General features: G+C 61.3%; 22 protein-coding genes. 6 read left to right on the top strand and 16 right to left on the bottom strand.

Going from position 1 to position 16,136, the window contains the following annotated elements; translation table 11 throughout:
• Positions 1-29: 29 nt before the first annotated feature.
• Entirely contained in the window at positions 30-539 is a 510-nt protein-coding gene (locus tag J2X56_RS21150) for a flavin reductase family protein (protein ID WP_034339252.1), read from the bottom strand.
• 205 nt (positions 540-744) lie between these two features.
• Here J2X56_RS21150 and msrA point away from each other — a divergent pair, with 205 nt between their 5' ends.
• Positions 745-1,278, top strand: a complete 534-nt coding sequence (msrA, locus tag J2X56_RS21155) for a peptide-methionine (S)-S-oxide reductase MsrA (protein WP_310162349.1) — start codon at positions 745-747, stop codon at positions 1,276-1,278.
• Between the two features lie 102 nt (positions 1,279-1,380).
• Here msrA and J2X56_RS21160 read toward each other — a convergent pair whose 3' ends face one another.
• The 6 genes from J2X56_RS21160 to purB all read right to left on the bottom strand — a co-directional run bounded on the left by J2X56_RS21160 (position 1,381) and on the right by purB (position 7,032).
• The gene (locus J2X56_RS21160) at positions 1,381-2,589 is read right to left on the bottom strand and encodes a cyclopropane-fatty-acyl-phospholipid synthase family protein (protein WP_209568035.1); all 1,209 of its coding nucleotides are present in this window, start codon (positions 2,587-2,589) and stop codon (positions 1,381-1,383) included.
• A 59-nt stretch (positions 2,590-2,648) separates the two neighbouring features.
• Positions 2,649-3,284 carry a pyridoxamine 5'-phosphate oxidase gene (gene pdxH / locus J2X56_RS21165; protein WP_034332028.1) on the bottom strand — a complete coding sequence of 212 codons (636 nt, stop codon included), beginning with the start codon at positions 3,282-3,284 and terminating at the stop codon, positions 2,649-2,651.
• A 220-nt stretch (positions 3,285-3,504) separates the two neighbouring features.
• The gene (locus J2X56_RS21170; protein ID WP_034332026.1) at positions 3,505-4,077 is read right to left on the bottom strand and encodes a YceI family protein; all 573 of its coding nucleotides are present in this window, start codon (positions 4,075-4,077) and stop codon (positions 3,505-3,507) included.
• Positions 4,078-4,197: 120 nt separating this feature from the next.
• On the bottom strand, positions 4,198-4,770 hold the full coding sequence (locus tag J2X56_RS21175) for a YceI family protein (RefSeq protein ID WP_121043049.1): 573 nt from the start codon (positions 4,768-4,770) through the stop codon (positions 4,198-4,200).
• Positions 4,771-4,834: 64 nt separating this feature from the next.
• The gene (locus J2X56_RS21180) at positions 4,835-5,359 is read right to left on the bottom strand and encodes a cytochrome b (RefSeq protein ID WP_039786260.1); all 525 of its coding nucleotides are present in this window, start codon (positions 5,357-5,359) and stop codon (positions 4,835-4,837) included.
• Between the two features lie 305 nt (positions 5,360-5,664).
• A complete protein-coding gene (gene purB, locus J2X56_RS21185; protein ID WP_121043051.1) occupies positions 5,665-7,032 on the bottom strand; it encodes an adenylosuccinate lyase in 1,368 nt (455 codons plus the stop codon).
• A gap of 241 nt (positions 7,033-7,273) precedes the next feature.
• Between purB and J2X56_RS21190 the strand changes: the two genes are divergently transcribed.
• On the top strand, positions 7,274-7,888 hold the full coding sequence (locus J2X56_RS21190; protein ID WP_034332019.1) for a glutathione S-transferase family protein: 615 nt from the start codon (positions 7,274-7,276) through the stop codon (positions 7,886-7,888).
• Between the two features lie 108 nt (positions 7,889-7,996).
• Here J2X56_RS21190 and bfr read toward each other — a convergent pair whose 3' ends face one another.
• The 9 genes from bfr to J2X56_RS21235 form a co-directional block, all read right to left on the bottom strand.
• Positions 7,997-8,476: a bacterioferritin gene (gene bfr / locus J2X56_RS21195; protein WP_008325625.1), complete on the bottom strand. Its 480-nt coding sequence runs from the start codon at positions 8,474-8,476 to the stop codon at positions 7,997-7,999.
• Between the two features lie 276 nt (positions 8,477-8,752).
• Complete coding sequence (locus J2X56_RS21200) at positions 8,753-9,169, bottom strand: biopolymer transporter ExbD (RefSeq protein ID WP_034332017.1); 417 nt, start codon at positions 9,167-9,169, stop codon at positions 8,753-8,755.
• On the bottom strand, positions 9,169-9,900 hold the full coding sequence (locus J2X56_RS21205; RefSeq protein ID WP_039786252.1) for a MotA/TolQ/ExbB proton channel family protein: 732 nt from the start codon (positions 9,898-9,900) through the stop codon (positions 9,169-9,171). Before J2X56_RS21205 ends, J2X56_RS21200 begins: the two co-directional genes overlap by 1 nt.
• Positions 9,901-9,995: 95 nt before the next feature.
• A complete protein-coding gene (locus J2X56_RS21210) occupies positions 9,996-10,694 on the bottom strand; it encodes an energy transducer TonB (protein WP_121043053.1) in 699 nt (232 codons plus the stop codon).
• Between the two features lie 9 nt (positions 10,695-10,703).
• Complete coding sequence (locus tag J2X56_RS21215; RefSeq protein WP_034332014.1) at positions 10,704-10,931, bottom strand: bacterioferritin-associated ferredoxin; 228 nt, start codon at positions 10,929-10,931, stop codon at positions 10,704-10,706.
• Between the two features lie 46 nt (positions 10,932-10,977).
• Positions 10,978-11,298, bottom strand: a complete 321-nt coding sequence (locus tag J2X56_RS21220; protein ID WP_088754613.1) for a hypothetical protein — start codon at positions 11,296-11,298, stop codon at positions 10,978-10,980.
• Positions 11,299-11,396: 98 nt separating this feature from the next.
• The gene (gene hemP, locus J2X56_RS21225; protein ID WP_008325641.1) at positions 11,397-11,585 is read right to left on the bottom strand and encodes a hemin uptake protein HemP; all 189 of its coding nucleotides are present in this window, start codon (positions 11,583-11,585) and stop codon (positions 11,397-11,399) included.
• 219 nt (positions 11,586-11,804) lie between these two features.
• Positions 11,805-12,911 carry a tRNA 2-thiouridine(34) synthase MnmA gene (gene mnmA / locus J2X56_RS21230; protein ID WP_039785924.1) on the bottom strand — a complete coding sequence of 369 codons (1,107 nt, stop codon included), beginning with the start codon at positions 12,909-12,911 and terminating at the stop codon, positions 11,805-11,807.
• Between the two features lie 56 nt (positions 12,912-12,967).
• Positions 12,968-13,456, bottom strand: a complete 489-nt coding sequence (locus tag J2X56_RS21235) for an NUDIX hydrolase (RefSeq protein WP_209579863.1) — start codon at positions 13,454-13,456, stop codon at positions 12,968-12,970.
• Between the two features lie 167 nt (positions 13,457-13,623).
• On the opposite strand from J2X56_RS21235, the gene J2X56_RS21240 reads away from it, so the two are divergent.
• The 4 genes from J2X56_RS21240 to J2X56_RS21255 form a co-directional block, all read left to right on the top strand.
• Entirely contained in the window at positions 13,624-14,739 is a 1,116-nt protein-coding gene (locus tag J2X56_RS21240) for a Re/Si-specific NAD(P)(+) transhydrogenase subunit alpha (RefSeq protein ID WP_209568030.1), read from the top strand.
• 85 nt (positions 14,740-14,824) lie between these two features.
• Positions 14,825-15,187, top strand: coding sequence for an aspartate 1-decarboxylase (panD, locus tag J2X56_RS21245; protein WP_008325650.1), 363 nt, complete (start codon positions 14,825-14,827; stop codon positions 15,185-15,187).
• A 60-nt stretch (positions 15,188-15,247) separates the two neighbouring features.
• A complete protein-coding gene (locus tag J2X56_RS21250) occupies positions 15,248-15,562 on the top strand; it encodes an NAD(P) transhydrogenase subunit alpha (protein ID WP_034335569.1) in 315 nt (104 codons plus the stop codon).
• Positions 15,559-16,136, top strand: a 578-nt coding sequence (locus J2X56_RS21255) for an NAD(P)(+) transhydrogenase (Re/Si-specific) subunit beta (RefSeq protein WP_310162374.1), incomplete at its 3' end; no start/stop codon positions are given. The genes J2X56_RS21250 and J2X56_RS21255, both read left to right, overlap by 4 nt.

A 16,136-nucleotide genomic window follows, 5' to 3' on the forward strand; every position in this document is an offset into this window, starting at 1 on the left:
GCTGCCTCAAAGCACAGCAGACGCGCTGTTCAGAAAGCTTCAGTCTTCGTGAACCGGCCATTGTGGAAGACCAGCGCGGCTTGCGGGTCGACTTCGCAATGTTCCACCTCGCCCACGAAGATGACGTGGTCGCCTTCCGGATACTGGCTGCGGTTGTGGCATTCGAACCAGGCCGAGGCCCCATCCAGAATCGGCTGGCCGGTGCGCGAGAGCGTGTAGGCCACGCCTTCGAAGCGGTTTTCCATCTTGCTGGCGAATTGCTGCGCCAGATGCGCCTGCTCGGCGCTGAGGATGTTGATCACGTAATGCGAATTGCCGGAGAACACCGGCAGGCTGTTGGCGCGTGTGCCGAGGCTCCACAGCACGAGTGGAGGATCCAGCGAAACCGAATTGAAGGAGCTGGCGGTCAGTCCCAGGAGGCTGCCATCGGCCAGCCGCGTGGTGATGACGGTGACGCCCGTGGCGAACTGCGACAGGGCCTGGCGGAAATGCGCCGCGTCGAACTGACGCGCTTCGGCGCGGGGAAAGCGTGTGTGCATCGGGAGTCTGCTTGGAGGTCGAAGCGCTGCGGCCTGCACCTTGCGGCCAGCCGGTCAATGCGCGGAGATGCACATGATAACGGATCGCGCGCAGTCTTGCCGTGCGGGCTGGGCTTGGATGGCTTGAGAATGCTTCACATCGGCCTCACTTGAGGTGCTGAATTGGAGTAAAGTTTTATAACAAGCAACTTAACGGGAGAACATCATGGCCACGGAAATTGCAGTACTCGGCGGCGGCTGCTTCTGGTGCCTGGAAGCGGTGTACCAGCAGGTCAAGGGCGTGCAGTCGGTGGAGTCCGGCTATACCGGCGGCAGTGTGGTCAACCCCAGCTACGAGCAGGTGTGCGGCGGCCAGACCAGGCATGCGGAAGTGGTCAAGCTGGCCTTCGATCCGCAGCAGATCAGCTTCCGCGAGATTCTGGAAATTTTCTTCACCATCCATGACCCGACCACGCTGAACCGCCAGGGCAATGACGTCGGTACGCAGTATCGTTCAGTCATCTACTATCAGGACGAGACCCAGCACGAGACGGCCAGGCACATCATCGCCGAGATGGCCTTGGTGTGGGATGCGCCCATCGTGACCGAACTGTCGTCGCCGCAGGCCTACTATCGCGCCGAGGACTATCACCAGAACTACTTCGTGCAGCATCCCTTCCAGGGCTACTGCGCCTTCGTGGTGGCGCCCAAGGTGGCCAAGCTGCGTGAGGTGTTTGCGGAGAAGAGCAAGCCGGAATAAATTCCCGCTGCGTGTGACGAGGTTCCACGTACAAGGCGTACAACGTACAACGGGCCTGCCCAAGAAAGGGCAGGCCCGTTGCTTGATGGGGCTGGCGAACGCTTATTGTTGTGCGTAGATGTACTTGCGCGACCACGGCAGCTGCTGTGCGCTGCGGCCGGCCTTGGTGCAGATGACCTGATACAGCGAGATCCAGTCGCGTTCGAAACCGTAGGCGCTGCCGGCCAGGTAAACGCGCCAGATACGGTAGCGCTTCTCGTCGGTCACGCGGTGGATGGCGTCGGCGTTGGCTTCGAAATTGTCGGCCCACAGGCTGCAGGTGCGGGCATAGTGGCGTCGCAGGTTTTCGACGTCGAACGCTTCCAGGCCGCCTTCCTGCATGGTCCGCAGCACCGTGCTGATGTGCGGCAGTTCGCCGGCGGGGAACACGTACTTGTCGATGAATTCACCGGCCCCATAGGGCGACTCGCCATTCTCGATGTCGGTGCTGGTGATGCCGTGGTTCATGGCCATGCCGCCATCGGCCAGCAGCTTCCTGATCTGGGCAAAATACGTCGGCAAATTCTTGATGCCCACATGCTCGAACATGCCCACGGAGGTGATGCGGTCGAAGGTGCCGGTGACGTCTCGGTAGTCCTGCAGGCGGATCTCGATGCGGTCGCCGAGTCCGGCCGCTTCCACCCGCTCACGTGCCAGGGCGTACTGGTTCTTGGAAAGCGTCACGCCCACGCAGCGCGCACCGAATTTCTGCGCCGCCCGCAAGACCAGCGCACCCCAGCCGCAGCCGATGTCGAGCAATGTCTGGCCGGGCTTGAGCTGGATCTTCTCCAGGATGTGGTCGATCTTCTTGAGCTGGGCCGTGGCGAGATCCTCGTCGCCGTTCTCGAAGTAGGCGCAGGAATACACCATGTTCTCGTCCAGGAACAGCTTGTAGAAATCGTTGGAAACGTCGTAGTGATACTGGATGGCTTCGGCGTCCCGCTTTTTGGTGTGCGTCACGCTGCGCACCATGCGGCCCAGCCGGCCCTCGGCCTTGAGGGTGTTGGAAGCCAGACCGTTGGCGACCTGGATGATGCTCTTGACCTTGCCCTCGACCTCGATCTTGCCTTCGACGTAGGCCTCGCCCAGGTTGGCCAGCGACGGCTTGAGCAGTGAAGTGATGGCTGAAGCGTGCGGAACCTTGAGCGTGACTTCAGGCGTACCGCTGCTGAAGTCGTAATGCTGTCCGTTCCACAGCTCCAGCCGCAGTGGCAGGGCCGACACATTGCGAATGTTTTCTACCCAGGCGTCTAGCTTCTTTTCCCAAAACACGATGTCCTCCGCGTCAGTGATGAATGCTGATCGGCCCTGCCAGGCATCGTGCGATGTCCTCAGGGCTGCAGGCGCTGCCGTTGCCACTGGCCATCATCGGAGCGCGTGTAGAGCACGCGGTCGTGCATGCGGGAGGGGCGGCCTTGCCAAAATTCGATGCGATCGGGAATCACCCGGTAGCCGCCCCAATGTTCCGGGCGGGTCGGGTGGTCCCCGAATTGCTGCTTGGTTGCTTCATATTGCTGTTCCAGCGTCTCGCGGCTGGCCACGGTCCGGCTCTGCTGCGAGGCGATCGCGCCGAGCTGGCTGGCCAGGGGGCGACTGTAGAAGTACGCGTCGCTCTCTTCCTTGGTCACGCGCTCGATCTTTCCTTCGATGCGGACCTGGCGTTCAAGTTCGACCCAATGGAACAGCAGCGCCACGTACGGATTCTCCGCCACATCGACGCCCTTGCGGCTGTCGTAATTGGTAAACCAGGTAAAGCCCAGCTGATCGAACTGCTTGATCAGCACGATGCGCGACGACGGCCGTCCATCAGCCCCCACGGTGGCCACGCTCATGGCGTTGGGCTCGGGGATCTGCGCCTTGGTCGCTTCGTCGAACCAGACTGCAAACTGGTCAACGGGATCGGCGGCAGTGTCGAGTTCGGACAAACTGGCGCGGCTGTAATCTTTACGTAGGTCAGCTAACGACATGCTTCTTGCTCCTTGGGGAGTGGCGCTAGATTAGCGCGTTTCAAAATGTTTTGCAGAGCAGCAAAACGGCGAATGCGAGCCATTGTGCGGCCTGGCGGCCGCTTGCTCCATGATCGCAAGCAAGGCGCGCCAATAAAAAAGCCGATGCATTATCGCATCGGCTTTCGTGGTTTGCCGCGGCCGGACCAGGTCCGGCCGCTTCAGGCAAGCGCGGGCAGGATCAGTTGGTCTTGACGGCTTCGACCTGGATGGCCAGCTTGGTCTCCATCGAGAAACCATACTTGGCACCGTAGTCGATACCGAAGTCGGCGCGGTTGAAGGAGGCCGACGCATCGCCACCGCACACTTCACGCTTGAGCATCGGGTGCTGGATGCAGGTGAACTTGTTCAGGGTCAGGGTGACCGGCTTGGTCACGCCGTGCAGGGTCAGTTCGCCTTCGACGGTGGCCGGCTTGTCGCCGTTGAACTTGATGTTGCCCTTGTATTGGGCGGTCGGGTACTTGGCGACGTCGAACATGTCGGCGCTCTTGGCGTGATCGTTCATCTTGGCCATGCCGAAGTCGATGGAGGCGGTATCGATGGTGATGTCGACGGTGCCGGTCTTGGCAGCGCGATCCAGGGTCACGGTGCCGCTGGTCTTGTCGAACTTGCCGCGCCAGATGGACACGCCCATGTGGTCCGCTTCGAAGCTGGGGTAGGTGTGGCTGGGGTCGATGCTGTAGGTGTCGGCAGCGTTGGCGGAGACGGCGGCACCGGCGGCGACCAGGGCGAGCAGGAGGTGATTCAGTTTCATTTGTTTGGATTCCTTGAGTGAAAAAAACCGCAGGGGAGCCCGCCCCTTGCAGGGCGGTGCGTCATGGCGCGGAACGACTTTTATTGATGTTGTTGAGGCTGCTGATGCTGTTGCTACGAATTACTGGGCCACGATGTGGAACTTGATCGTCACTTCATCGGCCACCATGCCGGTATCCTTCCACTCGCCTTCACCGACGTTGTAGGTCAGGCGCTTGATGGGCAGGGCACCGTCGAAGACCTGGGTGGCTCCGTCCTTCTTGACGGTCAGCGGGAAGCTGACATCGGTGCTCTTGCCCTTGATGGTCAGCTTGCCGGCCACGTCATATTTGCCGGCGCCAGCGGCCTTGATGCTGCTGGCCACGAAGCTGGCCTTGGGGTATTGGGCGGCGTTGAACCATTCCTTCTTTTGCACTTCCTTGTTGTACTCGGCTTCACCCAGGTCGAAGCTGGCGACGTCGATCTCCACCGACGCCTTGCCTTGTTCCGGCTTGGCCGCGTCGAAGTCGATGGCGGCGTTGAATTTCTTGAACTTGGCATCGACCGGGACGTTCAGCTGCTTGAAGGTGGCAGTGACGCTGCTCTTGGCGGCATCCACCTTCAGCGGGGCTGCTTGGGCGGAGAGGGTGAAGGCAGCAGCGGCCAAGGCCAGCAGAGTGGGTTTGAGGAAGCGGGTGGAGCGAGTGGAGGTCATGTCGGGTTCCGTAAAAAAAACGAGCAATATGAATGATCTTGCGTAGCGTGCGGCGTGCAGGGGATCAGGGCAGCATGCGTTTGAAGATATTGTCACGATCGATGAACTGATGCTTGAGCGCGGCCAGCACGTGCAGGGCAAAGGCGGCCAGCAGGGTCATGTTGAGCCAGTAGTGGGTGGCCTTGAGCAGCGGCTTCCACTCCGGATTCGGGGCAATCAGCACCGGCAGCGGCACTACGCCCAGGTAGACCACCGGTACGCCGGCGGCCAGGCTGTAGAAATAGCCGGAGACGGGAATGGCGAACATCAGCACGTACAGGCCCAGGTGCAGCCCGTGTGCCGCCGACTGTTGCCAGCCCGGCATGTTGGCCGGATAGGCCGGGGCCTTGTGCGTGAGGCGCCACAGCAGGCGAACGCAGACCAGCGCCAGTACGGTCACCCCCAGCCACTTGTGCCAGGAAAAATACTTCAGCTTGGTTGGGGTCAGGCCGGGAATGTCGACCATGGTCAGCCCCAGGCCGAAGGCGGAGATGATCAACAGGGCAATCAGCCAGTGCAGCAGCACGGCGGGTTTGGTGTAGCGTTCCATAGGATGTGGCGAGCGTGGGTGGCGTTTGGAGCGGCTGGCTCTGCAATGGTTCTGCAGGGCGGGCAGGCCGGGCTGGCGTCGCGAAATCCGCGAAGATTCCGGGCGGCAAGCGATCATGCCACTGTTTTTGACCCTGCTGAGTATAAAGAGCTTTCGCTGCTCGCATTACTCGCCGAAATGGCACTTCAGCCATCCGTTTTTGCGAGTAATCCTAACAATGATTCAGGATTGTGGCCGCACAAATGAAAAATGGCGCACATTGCTGTGCGCCATTCGTGCATTTTGCTGATCGTTGATATGAACTATCAGATCTGCTTGGCCAGTTCCACGGCGGTACCGATGTAGTTGGCCGGGGTCATGGCCAGGAGGTGGTCCTTGGCTTCTTGCGGGATGGCCAGGCCATTGATGAAGTCGCGCAGCGCGTCTTTGGAAATGCCCTTGCCGCGGGTCAGTTCCTTCAGCTGCTCATACGGATTTTCGATGCCATAGCGGCGCATGACGGTCTGCACCGGCTCGGCCAGCACTTCCCAGGTGGCGTCGAGGTCGTCGGCCAGGCGTTGCGGATTCACTTCCAGCTTGTTCAGGCCGCGCAGGCAGCTGTCGTAGGCCAGCAGGGTGTAGCCGAAGCCCACGCCGATGTTGCGCAGCACGGTGGAGTCGGTCAGGTCACGCTGCCAGCGCGAGACCGGCAGCTTCTCGGCCAGGTGCTTGAGCACGGCGTTGGCCATGCCCAGGTTGCCTTCGGAGTTTTCAAAATCGATCGGGTTGACCTTGTGCGGCATGGTCGAGGAACCGATTTCGCCGGCCTTGGTGCGCTGCTTGAAGTAGCCCAGGGAGATGTAGCCCCAGATGTCGCGGTTCAGGTCCAGCAGGATGGTGTTGGTGCGGGCCACGGCATCGAACAGTTCGGCCATGTAGTCGTGCGGCTCGATCTGGATGGTGTAGGGGTTGAAGGTCAGGCCCAGGCGCTTTTCCACGACTTCCTTGGAGAAAGCGGCCCAGTCGGTCTGCGGGTAGGCCGACAGGTGGGCGTTGTAGTTGCCGACGGCACCGTTCATCTTGCCCAGGATCTCGACGCTGGCGATGCGCTTGGCGGCACGTTGCAGGCGCGCCACGACGTTGGCCACTTCCTTGCCCAGGGTGGTGGGGCTGGCCGGCTGGCCGTGGGTGCGCGAGAGCATCGGCACTGCCGCGTGTTCGTGGGCCAGCGCGGTCAGCTTGGTGATCACGGCTTGCAGCGAGGGCAGCAGCACGGTGTCGCGCGCGGCCTTCAACATCATGCCGTGCGAGGTGTTGTTGATGTCTTCGGAGGTGCAGGCGAAGTGAATGAATTCGGAGGCGGCCACCAGCTCGGGCACATCCTTCACTTGTTCCTTGAGCCAGTATTCCACGGCCTTGACGTCGTGGTTGGTGACGGCTTCGATTTCCTTGATGCGGGCGGCGTCGGCTTCGGTGAAGTCGGCAGCCAACTTCTCCAGCAGCGCGCGGGCCTCAGGCGAGAACGGCTTGATCTCGGCGAAACCAGCTTCGGACAGCGCTTGCAGCCAGGCAATCTCGACCTTCACGCGATGGTGCATGAAGCCCGCTTCAGACAGCAGCGGACGCAGTTGATCGGTCTTGGAGGCGTAGCGGCCGTCCAGCGGGGACAGGGCCGAGAGAGCAGAGAGGGACATGATGGAAACGATGGAAACGGAAGAGATGCGTTGACTGAAGATTGGCGAGTTTTGGCAGGCTTTTATGCCAAAACCCGAATCGCCTGAGCCCGGCATTTTACCATCGGCACGCCGGCCGGCCCAATTTTCCCGTCCGGCCCAGTCCTGATGGACCGTTGCATTCCGTTCCTGGCGCGATTCTTCATAAATTTGTCAGGAAATGCGAATGTTATAATCGAATGAGATTATTACTCCACACGCTATGCTAAAACTCATCGGCTCCAATGCCAGTCCGTTCGTGCGCAAGGTGCGCGTCGTGATGGCCGAAAAAAAGATCGATTACGAATTCATCCTGGAAGATGTCTGGAGTGCATCGACCACCATCCAGGAAAGCAATCCGCTGGGCAAGGTGCCCTGCCTGCTGATGGATGATGGCGGTGCCATGTTCGATTCGCGGGTGATCGTCGAATATCTCGACACCCTGACGCCGGTCGGCAAGCTGCTGCCGCCCAATGGCCGCGAGCGCGCCGAGATCAAGTGCTGGGAAGCGCTGGCCGATGGCGCCCTGGATGCGGCCGTGCTGGTGCGCCTGGAAAAGACCCTGCGTCCGACCAAGCAGCAGAGCCCGGAATGGATCAAGCGCCAGTGGAGCAAGGTGGAAGCTTCGTTGAAGGCGATGGCCGATGGCCTGGGAGAAAAGCCCTTCTGCGTGGGCAACCATTACACCCTGGCAGACGTGGCCGTGGGCTGTGCGCTGGGGTGGCTGGCGTTCCGCTTCCCGGACCTGGCCTGGCGCGAGGATTATCCGCAACTGGCACGGCTGTTCGACAAGGTGTCGGAACGGGCCAGCTTCAAGGAAACCGTACCGCATCTGTGAGGTGCAGGGCCATGGGCCCTTCGCCATCGGTCTTTCACCAAGTTTGGTGATGACGTAAAAAGCGCGCTCCGAGGAGCGCGCTTTTTGTTTGCCTTGGACTGCTTGCGATTACTCGCTGGCCGGGGACATCTGGCTTTGCAGGTAATTCTGGATACCGACCTTGTCGATCAGGTCCAGTTGGGTTTCCAGCCAGTCGATGTGTTCTTCGGTGTCGTCCAGGATCATCTGGAACAGTTCGCGCGAGACGTAATCGCCATGCTGTTCGCAGGTGGCGATGCCTTCCTTGACGGTCTTGTGGGCCGCCTGCTCCAGCTTCAGGTCACACTGCAGCATTTCCTGGGTGTTCTCGCCGATCATCAGCTTGTGCAGCGCCTGCAGGTTGGGCAAGCCGTCCAGCATCAGGATGCGGTCGATCAGCTTGTCAGCGTGCTTCATTTCGCCGATGGATTCGGCGTATTCCTTGGCACCGATCTTGTCCAGGCCCCAGTGCTTGTACATGCGGGCATGCAGGAAGTACTGGTTGATGGCCGTGAGCTCATTGGTCAGTTGAGCATTGAGCAACTTGATGACTGCGGGATCGCCTTTCATGGGGATTACCTTTAAAAATTGATGTAAGAGGAAAACCGCGTTAATTATGGGTGACTGTATAGCTGCCTGACCGCGGACCGACGGATCATAGTCCAGATGCCTGCATTGTTCAGCAAGAATTATCGGTAATCATTCTTACTTTGGTTGGCGTATGAAGGAAAAAGCAAAAAACCTCCGTCGCCAGGCGAGGGAGGTTTTCGGTTGCAGGCCCGTGGGGCAGGGCTTGCCGGGAAGTGCCGGGGTGGCACCTCCCTTGGGTTTAGCGACTGCTGAAGTTTATTTCTTGTCAGGATCCGTCACGAAACCGATCTTGGTCAGCCCACCAGACTGCGCCGCCGACATCACCTGCGCCACCTTTTCATACTGGGTGGTGCGCTCGGCGCGCAGGTGCATTTCCGGTTGCGGCTGCTTCTGGGCGGCCACGGCGATGCGGGCGCTCAGTTCGCTGCTGTCGATCTTTTCTTCATTCCAGAACACGTTGCCAGCCGCATCGATGGACAGGTTGATGCTTTCCGGCTTGACCTGGTCCGGCTGGCTGCTGGCCTTGGGCAGGTCGATCTTGACCGCATGGTTCATCACCGGGATGGTGATGATGAAGATGATCAGCAAGACCAGCATCACGTCCACCAGCGGCGTGGTGTTGATCTCGGGATTGAAATCGTCGTCCGAATCGGACAGGGAACCCATACCCATCATGCCCTCCCGACTGCGGTCAGCTTGGCCTTGCCGCCATTGGGCTGGCCGTCTTCACCGGCGGCGCGGGCACCGGTGACGAACAGGGCGTGCAGGTCGAAGCCGAACTTGTTGAGCTTGGCGATGGTGGTCTTGTTGCCGCGCACCAGGGCGTTGTAGCCGAAGGTGGCGGGAATGGCCACGGCCAGGCCCAGTGCGGTCATGATCAGGGCTTCGCCGACCGGGCCGGCGACCTTGTCGATGCTGGCCTGGCCGGTGGTGCCGATGGAGACCAGCGCGTGGTAGATGCCCCAGACGGTGCCGAACAGGCCCACGAACGGTGCGGTCGAGCCGACCGAGGCCAGCACGGCCATGCCGGTCTGCAGCTTGCCGGAGGCTTCATCGATGGCTTGGCGCAGCGACAGGGTGACCCAGTCGCTCACCGACAGTTGATCGTGCAGGTGGCCCTTGTGGGCGGTGTGGTGGCTCATGGCAGTGACACCGGCCTTGGCGACTTCGGCGAAGGGATTGTCATGGCCCAGGGTGGCCACGCCTTCGGGCAGGCTGGTGGTATCCCAGAACTGGTGACCGGCGGCGGCCGAGGCCTTGCGGAAACGCAGCAGCTGGAAGGCCTTGGTGAAGATCACATACCAGGACGCGATCGACATGGCCAGCAACAGGACGGCGACGCCCTTGGTAACGAAATCGCCTTGGGCCCAGAGGCTTTCCAATCCGTACGGACTAACTTCCATGATGTTTCCTTCTATTTTTGGCTATCAGATGAGGGGAATGATGAAACGAAATGACTGCCTGGCCGGGCAAGCCCCGGCCAGGCGAGATGCTTTGCTCAGTTCAGGCGGAAGGCCAGGCTGCCGACCGTGCTGACGGTGATGGCCTTGCCGTTCTCGATGTAAGGCTTGAAGACGGCGCGCATCACGGCGCTGCGGGCGGCATCGTCCAGGCGCGAATAGCCGGAAGACTTGGTGATCTCGACCTTTTCGGCACGGCCGCTGGTGTTGACGGTCACGCGGAATTCCACCACGCCTTCTTCACCCATGCGGCGCGAGACGCTGGGATACGTCGGGTTCGGCTTCTCGATATATTCGATGCCGGAAGTGATCTGCTTGGGCAGGACCGGGCCAGGCGGTGCGGCCGGGGCCGGCGTCGGTTCGGCAGCCACCTGCGGAGCCGGTGCGGCCGGTTGCGGCGGCTGGGGCGGCGCAGTGATGGCAGTTGGTGCCGGCGTTTCGGTGACGGGAACCGGCTTGGGCGGTGCCACCACCTTCTTGACGATCTTCACCTGCTTGGGCGGGGCCGGCTCGGCCTTGGGCGGCGCGGGCTCAGGGGCCTTCTCGGGGACGATGAAGGTGGCGATGACTTCCTTGGGAACGGCGCTGGCGACCTGGTGGACCAGGCCGCTTTGCAGCGCCCAGAAGAAGGCAATGTGCAACAGGATGATCAGGCCCAGCGGGCCGATCTTGCGTGCCTGGCGCATCAGGGCGCTGGGTGGGCTGACACTCATGAGAGACGGTGAAATGGCGTTCATTGATCTGGTTCAGGCAGCGGCCAGTGACGGATGGAATACTACCGGACGCACACCTTGCTGTGTTTGACGGGAACTGCTGAGGCATTCGCGCAGGACGTTCTTGGCGCAGGAATGGCACTTGCCGCAGCAGGTGCCCACGCCAAGCTGCTTGCGCAGCTCGGCCATGGACGACACGCCTGCATCGACCGCCTGATGGATCTTGCCTTCAGAGATGTTGTTACAAACACATACGATCATTTTACGCCTTGCTGCCTGCTTCATCAGGCTCTTGACTTGACGATGGCTAAGTTCTCGCTCCTGCAACCATGCGCGAGAAGAAGTTGAATTTTTCCTGCGGCGGCATCGTGCGTTCCACTACATGCGCCCATTGTTCCGACAGCTGCTGGCAGGTGGCCCGCAGCACCGGTGCCAGGTTGGGCAGGTCCGCCAGGGCCTTGAGGTGTCTTTCGATCACCGAGGCCAGCTTCACGCAGCTCTGCGTTTCCTGGCTGTTGTTGGCGGTGTAGTGCGACATCAGATGCAGCACGGCGGACACCAGAAGTTCAGGCTGGGCCGGTGCGTTGCTCGGTTCCACGAACGTGGACGTCATGTTCTCGTTGACCATCAAACTCTCCTCGCTGGGCTAGCTTGGCTGGCGGTGCGTCATGACGAACGACGCTGGCTGGCCTGTTTATGGATCCACCTTGTCTTGATACTGCCGGCTTACGCCGTCAGGATCAGCTTGTTCAGCTGGGTCAGACGCAATTTGTAGATGCGACCGCCGTGATCAATCTCAAGCTCGCGCATCTGACGGAACAGGTCCGTACTCTTGATGCGGGTGATCGGCGTTCCGTTGGCGGTCGTGCCCGGCTTGTTGCGACGGTCCATGCTGTTGTCGTTCAGTTGGCTCATTACAATCACCTCCTATTAAATGCGAACAATTCTTATTTAGATTATTTGCGATTTGCGGCGGGATTGCAAGCCCTTTTATCGGTGTGATTGATAATTTTTATCATTTAGGGTCGTGCAGGAAACACTTCCAGCCTATCAAGGCTGTCAAGCTTGCCCAAAAGAAAATGCCCCGGCGCGAAGATCGCGCGCGGGGCATCCGATAGTTGCCTCTATGAAAGCTTAATCCGGCAGGGCTCCGCTTTCGATGATGCCGCCCCCCAGGCAGACGTCGCCGTCATAGAGCACTGCCGACTGGCCCGGCGTGACCGCCCATTGCGGGGTGTCGAAGGCCAGCGAGAAGCTGCTGCCGGCATCGGCAAAACCACAGGGAACATCCGCCTGGCGATAGCGCGTCTTGGCCGACAAGGCCGGCAGTTGCGGCGCATGGCCTGCCACCCAACTGATCTGGCCGGCCGAGAGGGTCGGCGAGAGCAGCCAGGGGTGGTCATGCCCCTGAACGATGTAGAGGGTGTTGTTTTCCACGTCCTTGCGGGCCACGTACCAGGCATCGCCATGGCCATCGGCATTCTGGTGCGCCTTCAGGCCACCGATGCCAATTCCCTTGCGCTGGCCCAGCGTATAGAAGGACAGGCCCACGTGCTCGCCCACGGTCTGGCCGTCGGCGGTCTTGATGGGGCCGGGCTTGTAGGAAAGGTAGCGGTTCAGGAATTCACGGAAAGGACGCTCGCCGATGAAGCAGATGCCGGTCGAGTCCTTCTTCTTCGCGTTTGGCAGTTGCAGCTGCTCGGCGATCTTGCGCACTTCGGTCTTGTGGATCTCGCCCAGGGGGAACACCGTGCGCGAGAGCTGCTCCTGGTTGAGGCGATGCAGGAAATAGCTCTGGTCCTTGCTGGCGTCGAGCGCCTTGAGCAACTGGAAGTCGCCCTGCGGCCCCTGGCGCACGCGCGCGTAGTGACCGGTCGCGATCAGATCGGCACCCAGCTTCATGGCGTGGTCGAGGAAGGCCTTGAACTTGATCTCGGCATTGCACAGCACGTCAGGATTGGGCGTGCGCCCGGCCTGGTATTCGCGCAGGAATTCGGCAAAGACGCGATCCTTGTACTCGGAAGCAAAATTCACTGCCTCGATATCCACCCCGACCACATCGGCCACGCTGACCGCGTCGATCCAGTCTTCGCGGGTGGAGCAATATTCCGAATCGTCGTCGTCTTCCCAATTCTTCATGAACAGGCCGATGACCTCATAGCCTTGCTCCTTCAGCAGCCATGCCGAAACCGACGAATCCACGCCGCCCGACATGCCGATGACTACTCTTTTCTTGCTCATGTTGTTTCCGTTCAATGCGGCCCTCGTAAAGGGGGCCGCCAAGTGATGCGCCCGCCTCAGCCGGGCAGGGCGCCGATGGCGCTGGGATCCGTATGCACCAGTTCCAGCGGTGCGCGCTGGCCGGCCAGGTAATCGTCCACGCAACGCAACACCAACGGGCTGCGATGCCGTTCGGCGCAGACGGCCAGTTCGTCGCGTGTCATCCAGACGGCCCGCACGATGCCCTCGTCCAGCGGCCGGTCCAGGGCCTCTCCAACCGTCCCCGCAAAGGCAAAGCGCAGGTAGGTGACCGACAGGCCGCCGCGCGAGGACGACACGTTGCGTGAAAGATAAGTCCCCACCAGCGCCGTCGGTGTGAAGACATGCGCCGATTCTTCCAGCGCCTCGCGTACGGCGGCCTCGATCAGGGACTCGCCCGGTTCCAGGTGGCCGGCCGGCTGGTTGATGCGCAGTCCGCCGGCGCTGTGCTCTTCCACCATCAGGAAGCGGCCGTCGCGCTCGATGATGGCGGCTACGGTGACAGAGGGTTTCCAGACTTCAGACATAGATGACCTCGTGAATCCGCCATTTTACCCTGTCAGGGCCGACTCTTCAGCGCGCGAGCCGCCACGGCGAGGGATCGCCGGGCTTTCTTGCCTGTCCGCCAATTTCTCGCCGGACAAGGCGAGTCGTGTAAGATTGGGCCAAGAATCCACAAAAAAAGGAGTCAGGAATGAGGATAGCGATCCCCGCCGAAAGCCGGGACGGAGAAACCCGTGTCGCCGCCACCCCCGAAACCGTCAAGAAACTGGTGGCGGCCCGGCACGAAGTGATGGTGGAGTCCGGCGCCGGGGTCAAATCCAGCATTCCTGACGAGGCCTATGTGGCCGTCGGCGCCAGCATCGGCAGTGCCGAAGCGGTCTATACCGCCGAGATCCTGCTCAAGGTGCGCCCCCCCAATGAGGCCGAACGCGCTCGCCTGCAACCGGGTACCGTGGTCATCGGCATGTTGAATCCCTTCGATGCCGACAACATCGCCGCCATGGCCGCCGCCGGCCTGACCGCCTTCGGCCTCGAAGCCGCGCCCCGCACCACCCGCGCGCAGTCGCTGGACGTGCTGTCCTCGCAGGCCAACATCGCCGGTTACAAGGCCGTGCTGATGGCCGCCAATACCTATCAACGCTTCATGCCCATGCTGATGACCGCCGCCGGTACCGTCAAGGCCGCGCGCATGCTCATCATGGGGGCCGGCGTGGCCGGCCTGCAGGCCATTGCTACCGCCAAGCGGCTGGGGGCGGTGATTGAGGCCTCCGACGTGCGTCCGGCGGTCAAGGAGCAGATCGAATCGCTGGGGGCCAAATTCCTGGACGTGCCCTTCCTGACCGAGGAAGAAAAGGAAATCGCCCAGGGCGTGGGCGGCTATGCCCGCCCCATGCCGCCGGACTGGATGAAGCGCCAGGCCGAACTGGTCCACGAACGCGCCAAACAGGCCGACATCATCATCACCACCGCCCTGATCCCCGGCCGCAAGGCCCCGGTGCTGATTAGCGAGGAGACCGTCAAGGCCATGAAGCCCGGTTCGGTGATCCTGGACATGGCGGTCGACCAGGGCGGCAACTGTCCCTTGTCGGAACCCGGCAAGACCGTCATCAAGCACGGCGTGCACATCATCGGCGAAGGCAACCTGGCGGCCTTGGTGGCGGCCGATGCCTCGGCCCTGTACGCGCGCAACGTGCTGGACTTCCTGAAACTGATCATCGATGCCGAAGGCAAGCTGGTCATCAACAAGGAAGACGATATCGTCGCGGCCACGCTGCTCTGCCAAGGTGGCGAGATCCTGCGCAAATGAATCTGCCGGCCCTGGTCGGCAGAAAACCCGGGCGTTTTCAGTCCCCCTCACGCCCATCACTTTTGAAACAAGAAGGAAGAAGTACATGCAACGCATCATGCTGCGCGCGAAGATCCATCGCGCCTCGGTCACCCAGTGCGACCTGAACTATGAAGGTTCCTGCGGGATCGACGAAGACCTGCTGGAAGCCGCCGACATCCGCGAGTTCGAGAAGATCGAACTCTACAACGTCAACAACGGTGAACGTTTCTCCACCTATGCCATTCGCGGCAAGCGTGGCAGCGGCGAGATCTCGTTGAACGGCGCGGCGGCCCGCCTGGCGCACCTGGGCGACCTGCTCATCATCTGTACCTATGCCCCGATGAGCGATGAAGAAGTCGCCAGCTACAAGCCCAAGGTGGTCTTCGTGGACGACAAGAACCGCATCACCAGCCTCAAGGCGATCTGACCCTCGACAAGAACCATGCGGCCCGTTTCACCAGCGGGCTGCCTCACAAGGAGGAACACCATGGAAGTCAGCCACACCATCATCAACCTGATCATCTTCGTGCTGGCCATCTACGTTGGCTACCACGTGGTCTGGACGGTGACCCCGGCCTTGCATACGCCCCTGATGGCGGTGACCAATGCCATCTCGGCCATCATCATCATCGGTGCCATGCTGGCCGCGGGCCTCACCGAAGGCACGGTCGGCCGCATTGCCGGCACGCTGGCCGTGGCGCTGGCGGCGGTGAACGTGTTCGGCGGCTTCATGGTGACCCAGCGCATGCTGGAAATGTTCAAGAAGAAAGAGCCCAAGGCCAAGTCGGGAGAACGAGCATGAGCATGAACCTGGTGACCCTGCTGTACCTGATCGCATCGATCTGTTTCATCCAGGCCCTGAAGGGTCTCTCGCACCCGGCCACGGCGCGTCGCGGCAACAGCTTCGGCATCGCCGGCATGGTCATCGCCGTGCTGACCACGCTGGCGCTGATCGTCAAGATCAAGGGGGAGGGTACCAATCCTTCCGGTGACATCGGCTACCTGCTGGTGGCTGGCGGCGTGATCGTCGGTGGCGGCATCGGCGCTTATCTGGCGCGCAGCGTCGAGATGACCAAGATGCCCGAACTGGTGGCGGCGATGCACTCGCTCATTGGTCTGGCGGCGGTCTGTATCGCGGTGGCGGCGGTGGCCGAGCCGTGGGCGCTGGGCATTTCGGCGCACGGGCAACTGATTCCGGTGGGCAACCGGGTGGAACTGTTCATCGGTACCTTCGTGGGGGCCATCACCTTCTCGGGTTCGGTGATCGCCTTCGGCAAGCTCTCGGGCAAGTACAAGTTCCGCCTGTTCCAGGGTGCGCCGGTCAACTTCGCCGGCCAGCATTTCCTGAACCTGCTGCTGGCGGTGGCCATGATCGG

Source organism: Herbaspirillum sp. 1173, from assembly GCF_031455335.1.
In the GTDB taxonomy this organism is placed as follows: domain Bacteria; phylum Pseudomonadota; class Gammaproteobacteria; order Burkholderiales; family Burkholderiaceae_D; genus Herbaspirillum; species Herbaspirillum huttiense.